The sequence below is a fragment of the Geobacillus sp. ZGt-1 genome (assembly GCF_001026865.1).
In the GTDB taxonomy this organism is placed as follows: domain Bacteria; phylum Bacillota; class Bacilli; order Bacillales; family Anoxybacillaceae; genus Geobacillus; species Geobacillus thermoleovorans.
The window spans coordinates 24,613-30,877 of sequence record NZ_LDPD01000015.1; the positions used below are offsets into that span (position 1 = coordinate 24,613).

Annotated in this window: 8 protein-coding genes; 6 read left to right on the forward strand and 2 right to left on the reverse strand. The window is 53.4% G+C overall.

What is annotated here, in order from left to right; genetic code table 11:
* Positions 1–1,006 (forward strand): toxic anion resistance protein (locus VU18_RS06310; protein ID WP_047757834.1); only part of this gene is annotated, 1,006 nt, incomplete at its 5' end.
* A 338-nt stretch (positions 1,007–1,344) separates the two neighbouring features.
* Here VU18_RS06310 and VU18_RS06315 read toward each other — a convergent pair.
* On the reverse strand, positions 1,345–1,857 hold the full coding sequence (locus VU18_RS06315) for a YndM family protein (RefSeq protein ID WP_013145584.1): 513 nt from the start codon (positions 1,855–1,857) through the stop codon (positions 1,345–1,347).
* Between the two features lie 15 nt (positions 1,858–1,872).
* A complete protein-coding gene (locus VU18_RS21050; protein ID WP_014195625.1) occupies positions 1,873–2,001 on the reverse strand; it encodes a hypothetical protein in 129 nt (42 codons plus the stop codon).
* A gap of 154 nt (positions 2,002–2,155) precedes the next feature.
* On the opposite strand from VU18_RS21050, the gene VU18_RS06320 reads away from it, so the two are divergent.
* From VU18_RS06320 to VU18_RS06340, 5 genes are all read left to right on the forward strand, one after another.
* The gene (locus VU18_RS06320; protein ID WP_014195626.1) at positions 2,156–2,344 is read left to right on the forward strand and encodes a YozQ family protein; all 189 of its coding nucleotides are present in this window, start codon (positions 2,156–2,158) and stop codon (positions 2,342–2,344) included.
* 153 nt (positions 2,345–2,497) lie between these two features.
* The gene (locus VU18_RS06325) at positions 2,498–2,905 is read left to right on the forward strand and encodes a VWA-like domain-containing protein (RefSeq protein ID WP_014195627.1); all 408 of its coding nucleotides are present in this window, start codon (positions 2,498–2,500) and stop codon (positions 2,903–2,905) included.
* A gap of 174 nt (positions 2,906–3,079) precedes the next feature.
* Entirely contained in the window at positions 3,080–4,381 is a 1,302-nt protein-coding gene (locus VU18_RS06330; protein WP_014195628.1) for an ammonium transporter, read from the forward strand.
* A 17-nt stretch (positions 4,382–4,398) separates the two neighbouring features.
* Positions 4,399–5,451 (forward strand): DUF294 nucleotidyltransferase-like domain-containing protein, encoded by a 1,053-nt coding sequence (locus VU18_RS06335; RefSeq protein ID WP_021322064.1) that lies wholly within the window; start codon positions 4,399–4,401, stop codon positions 5,449–5,451.
* Complete coding sequence (locus VU18_RS06340) at positions 5,444–6,172, forward strand: 3'-5' exonuclease (RefSeq protein ID WP_014195630.1); 729 nt, start codon at positions 5,444–5,446, stop codon at positions 6,170–6,172. The genes VU18_RS06335 and VU18_RS06340 overlap by 8 nt, the downstream gene beginning before the upstream one ends.
* The last annotated feature ends 93 nt before the right edge of the window (positions 6,173–6,265 follow it).

The window sequence follows — 6,265 nt, forward strand, 5'->3', positions numbered from 1 at the left end:
GCTCGCCAAACAAATCGACCCGGCCAACCATCAGGCCGTCTTGCAATACGGTGTGGCGGCGCAAGCCGAGCTGTCGAAGTTTTCTCATGCGATTTTGCATCATGTGCAAACGAAAGACGCTGGGCCGGTCGGCGAAGTGATCAGCGAACTGATGGCCAAAATTAAGGAGGTCAACCCCGATGACCTAATGCCGGCGAAAAAAGGGTGGCTGTCCCGCTTGTTCGGCGCAGTGGCCAAGCCGCTGCAAGAGATGGTGGCGAAATACCAAAAAATCGGCGTTGAAATTGACAAAATCGCTGATCGGCTTGAGAAGCACCGGCATTTGTTGCTTCGCGACATCATGATGCTTGAGACGCTCTATGAAAAAAACAAAGACTATTTTGAAGCGCTCAATATTTATATTGCGGCAGCGGAATACAAACTCGAAGAGCTGCGGACGAAGACGATTCCAGAAAAGCAAGCGGAAGCGGAGCGCTCCGGCGACCAAATGGCATGGCAGGATGTACAGGATTTGCGGCAGTTTGCCGAGCGGCTTGAGAAGCGGGTGCATGACCTAAAGCTCAGCCGGCAAGTGACGATTCAAACGGCACCGCAAATCCGCATGATTCAGCATATGAACGAAACGCTTGTCGAGCGGATTCAATCGTCGATTTTGCATGCCATCCCCCTTTGGAAAAATCAAGTCGTGATTGCCTTGACGCTGTTTCGGCAGCAAAGGGCGGCTGCGGCGCAAAAGCAGGTCGCCGAAACGACGAATGAGCTGTTATTGCGCAATTCGGAGATGTTAAAAACAAACAGCATCGAAATCGCCAAGGAAAACGAGCGTGGCTTGGTTGATATCGAAACGTTGAAGCGAACACAAGAAAATTTGATCGCTACGCTCGAAGAAACGTTGAAAATCCAAGCGGAAGGCCGCTTAAAACGGCAGCAGGCCGAACGCGAGCTGGCGGCGATGGAAGCGGAATTGAAACAGACGCTGCTTGCGCTGAAGCGACCGGAGCAATAAGGGCGGATAGGAGATCGTCCTGTTTCGGCTTGCGGCCAAACGTCCGATGGATCCGCCCATGGCTGTAGAAGAAAGCGCCGAAAAACCAAAGATCCTCATGCGAAACGGGTGTCTAGCGAACGAGAAGACACCCGTTTTTTCGTTCGCCATCTGTGTTATGATTTCCCAATTGAAGCTCCCCCACTTCCCTTTTGTACAGGGCGCAACCCAAAACGAAGTGGAGATGCAGCCATTGAATGTTCCAAACAAAGGTGGAGTCATTCACGTTGAAGCCCTGTTTGGAAGGAAGGAGAAGCGGCTGGCGTCTCAGACTGCAGCCGCCAACATTTGTTCCTCCTTCATAGGATGGGGGGATGGGGAGGCTCTTGATGATGCTGTTCATCCTCTTGTTCCGCTCGTTCACGATCGTTGCCGTCCGGGCGGGCGGCGCGGACATCAAACTCTTCTGCCGCCTCCGTTTGCCATTGGCGGCCGATGAGCGGGGCGTCTTTTTCACCGTGCTCGACAGTGACAAATCGCAGCACATAGGCGTGAAACAGCAATTCTCCGAACGCTGTAAGCAGAGCAGAGAAAAACGCCGCGTTTAATATGGCGGCGCCGGCGATGTCATAAAACGCACCGATGCCGATCCATACCGCCACAAACACAAGTCCAAAGTCGGCAATCGTCGCTGAGACGTTGCCAAGGCGCCGCAGAACGTACAAGTCGCCGAGCGCATAGGCGACAAGCGTCAGCCAAAGGCTGAACCATAAAATCTCTGCCGATGAAATGCGCAAAAACAGCGGTAAAATGGCAAACATCACCGTGGCGGTCAGCAAATATTTCAGCACTAACGCAAGCAAATGTCTCATTGGGATTCGCCGCCTTTATTCTGCTGGATGGTTTGGACCTTCTAGTTTTTTATCGCCGCATCCCGGCTGTTTTTCCCTGTCTTTGTCCGGTTGCTGCTTTTTTTGTTGCTGTTCAACGCTGTCGTTTCGTGTTGGCTTTCTCATCGGGGCTATCATCCTCTCTTGATCGTTGTTTATTCGTTAGTTTGCCACGTTTGCCTTTCTATATGCATTCATCATCCATAAACTTCCTCTGTTCATTTTTCGCTCTTGTTTTCACACTAATCACGAAACAGCATTCATGTAGGAGGAATGGTGGATGACGAAAAAGAAACGGCCCGTTGCGATTGCGGGGCAGCAATACGATCCGGCAGATGGCGGGGACGAGTCGTTTGTGTATGAGGCGCTCTCTGAGACGCGCGAACAGGTAAGCGATGTGTATGCAGAAGGAACGATTGAGGCGGCAGTGAATCAAGAAAATGGTTCGAACATCCCCCTTTCGCAGTAGTAAGAAACGTCAAGGAGCTGTTCCTTGGCGTTTTGGTTTATGTTTGTGAAACGGGAGGGGAAAAAGGAAAGAAAAACAGTTCGTACTTTCCCCCATCGTCGTCTATACTAGTAGTGCGCACGGCGATTCACCGATATAAGGGGGATGATCATCGTGAGATGGCAGCGGGCTTTATTGGCGTTGCTCAAAGAGCGGAAAGACCATTCCATCGCGTTGGCGATCGACACATCAAACCGTCCGGAGCGGCCAATGCTCATTCAAAACATTGTGAAGCTGTTTGAAAAGCTGCGTCCGGATACGCTGCTCGTCCAAGCGGATTTTAAAATTCGCGATGTCTCTCCGGTTGGCGTGGCGACGATTAAATATTTCAAGCACGGGAAATCGTCGTACACCGAAGTGTTGGAATGGGCCGCTGCGCAAAAAATCGATACGTTGTTTTACATCACCGATGTAACCGGCTATTTTTATGAAGAACTCGAAGTCGACTATGAAGTGTTTTGGCTTGTGCCGGACGATTATATGCCGCGCGTGCCGTTTGGCAAGCCCATTCGTGTGGCGTAACACTGTGAGGAATGCCCCTCGTGATGAGGGGCATTCTTTTTTTGTTAAGAAATTTAACAAACTTTTTGTGTTTGAAACCGATTGCAACCAAAAACACGCGTTGCTTTTGGTTGGTTTATGTTATATATTATGCATATAAAAGGGATGATAAATGACAAAAGGGGGATGCGTAAAATGGATGAAAAAACGTTGACGCTTGGGCTGGATGCACTCTGGGTCATGCTTTCGGCGGTGCTCGTCATCGGCATGCAGGCAGGGTTTGCTTTGCTTGAGGCCGGATCAACGCGCATGAAAAACTCCGGGCATGTGGCTGGCAAACAAATTTTAAGCTTTGCCATCGCCTCATTGGCGTTTTGGGCGTTCGGCTTTGCGATTACGTTTGGGGCTGGGAATAGCTTCATCGGGACGGAAGGATGGTTTTTAAAAGAAGGAAAAGGAACGTTTGACTCGTTGTCGTGGGCGAATGTGCCGCTCGAGCTCAAATTTTTATTCCAGCTCGGCTTTGCCGGCGTGTCGCTGGCCATCGCTTGGGGCGGCTTCGCTGAGCGGGCGAAACTGTCTGTTTATTTTCTTTTCGGCACGATTTTTACGATCGCCATTTACCCGGTGATCGGCCATTGGGTGTGGGGCGGCGGCTGGCTTGGAAAAATGGGAATGCAAGATTTCGCCGGTTCGACCGTTGTTCACTTGCAAGGAGCGATTGCGGCACTCGTGGCTACAATTTTGCTTGGGCCGCGCATCGGCAAGTTCAATAAAGATAAGACTCCAAACGTCATTCCTGGGCATAACCAAGTATATACGGTCATTGGCGGATTGATTTTATGGATCGGCTGGTTCGGCTTTAACGCTGGCAGCACGATGGCGGTTGGCGACGGATTTTTCGGCTATGTCGCGCTGACGACGAATTTGGCCGCCGCGGCGGGAGCGATCGCCGCGATTGTGACGGCGAAAATTTTGGTCGGCAAAGCGGACATTCCAGCGATGGTCAACGGCGTGCTCGCGGCTTTGGTTGCCATTACCGCCGCGTGCGCGTTCGTCGAACCGTGGGCGGCGGTTGTGATCGGTGCAGTGGCGGGGTCGTTTACGTTCTGGACATCCATCTACTTTGAACGCAAAGGGATTGACGATCCGATTTATGCTTTTTCCGTCCATGGTGTCGCTGGCATTATTGGCACGATTTCAACCGGGTTTTTCGCCTCGCCGCGTTTAGTCGAGATCACGGGCATCGGGAAGGCTGGACTGTTTTACGGCGGCGGATTTGATCAGCTGATTGTGCAAACGGTCGGGGTGCTCGGCGCTGCGGTGTATGTCGCTGCTGTTTCGTTTGTCATCTTATATGCCCTGAAGAAAACGATCGGGCTGCGTGTCACGGCGGAACAAGAAATTTCAGGTCTTGATATTAGCGAGCACGGTTCTTATGGCTATCCGGAACAGCTCGATCCGACGTATCAGCCCAAGACCCTCGCCCAGCAGTAGCCAGGAGGGGAAAGGTGATGGAATCGTTGGCGGCAAAGGTGGTCGAGCGGCTAAACCGAGCCGAGTCGGCCGCCGAACTTCGTTTTTGCCACGATGAACTGGCGCGCGAACTGCGGCGCTGTCTAGCACCTGAACAAATGAAGCAGCTTGCAGGCGACGTCGTTTGTGTGCATGAAGCCATCCTTCGCCGCGCGTTCTTCCTTGCGGAGCGGGAGACGATGAAACGGTCGGTCGGCATTCGTCCCCCGGCGTGGTGCTGGTATGTGATGGGAAGCATCGGCCGGTGTGAGCCGACGATTTGGACGGACCAGGACCACGGCATTTTATTCGACTGTCCTGAGGAAGAGGAGGCGGCTTGTTATGAATTCATCCGCCATATGGCGGCGGTTGGGGTGGACATGTTGCATGAGGCCGGCTATCCGTACTGCTCCGGTTACGTGATGGCGACGAACAAGCGGTGGGCGCAGTCGGTCCGCGGTTGGGAGCAACAACTTTCTTCCTATTTAGACAGCGGGTGGCCGAACGACATTCGTTTTTTGTTGATTGCAATGGATATGCGGCCTCTTTATGGGGAAACAGAATTGGCTGAGAAGGCAAGAAAGGCGCTGTTTGCGGCGGTGGCCAAACGGCCGCCGCTGTTGGCGCGCATGGGCGAGCACGTTCAATTTCCTCCGGTTCCGCTCGGTTGGCTGGGCAACGTGCAAACGGAGCGATGGGGGCCGTACAGCGGGGCCGTTCATATGAAACAAAGCGGCTACGTGCAACTCACTAACGCTCTGAAATGGTTGGCCTGTTTTGCGCACGTCCCGACGGCGGGCACAGCCGAGCGGCGGCGGGCGCTTGAAGCGAATGGCGTATTGACGGCGCCGCTTTCCGACGCCGTTTGCGAGGCGCTTTCTGTTTACTATTCGATTCGCCTTAAGTACAGCACTGAGGCGGGGGACGGACGTGAATATGTGTTATGGCGGGCGCTTGAGCGGACGGAACAAAAGCAGCTGAAACAAGCGATGCGCACCGCAAAACGGTTGCAGCGCTTTGTCGCCCGGCGGGTGGCTAACATTCATGCATGAGCGGCACCGGTTTTGGCAACGGGCGCTCCGCTTGTTGTCGCTCGGCGTTCCGCGCGAGGCATCATCCGCCTTATTTGGGCATGACCATTCGCTGCAACAGGAAACATGGCTTCGCTCGCTGCAAAAGGAAAAACAGCACATCATCGATTGGCATGACCGTTTGACTGACATCCCGTTTGTCATCATCGATATGGAAACGACCGGCTTTTCCCCGGAGCAAGGCGATGAAATTTTGGCCATGGCGGCAGCGAAAACGGTTGGAGGAGTCGTGACGGATGCGTACATGACGCTCGTCAAGCCGGAAAAGCCGATTCCGGAACATATTTCCGCCTTGACCGGGATTGAGGCGAAGGATGTGGTGTTCGCTCCGCCGCTTGCCGAGGCGCTGCGCACGTTTGTGCCGTTTATTGCCGCCGGCGTCTTAATTGGCTATCATATCGGCCATGATTTGGCGTTTTTGCGCCATGCCCTTTGGCGCCATTATCGGCAAAAATGGAGCGGACGTTTTGTCGACTTGCAGCCGATGATGACGCTGATCGGCCATTCGTGCCCGACGTTTGACGATGCGTTAGCTTGTTATGGCATCCGTTGCCCGCGCCGCCATACGGCGGATGGCGACGTCGAAGCGATGGCGAAGCTATGGGCGATCTTGCTTGATGAATTCCGCCAGCGCGGCATCGAAACATTGCATGACTTGTACGCCGCGCTCAGCCGGTGTTGATGTTGCCTGTGCGAAGCCTTTGTGAACTCTCCTTGAGAGGAGCGAAATCCAGTTTCAGCAGCCTTGTTTCTGTTGATCGAAAAGCAGTGGGCG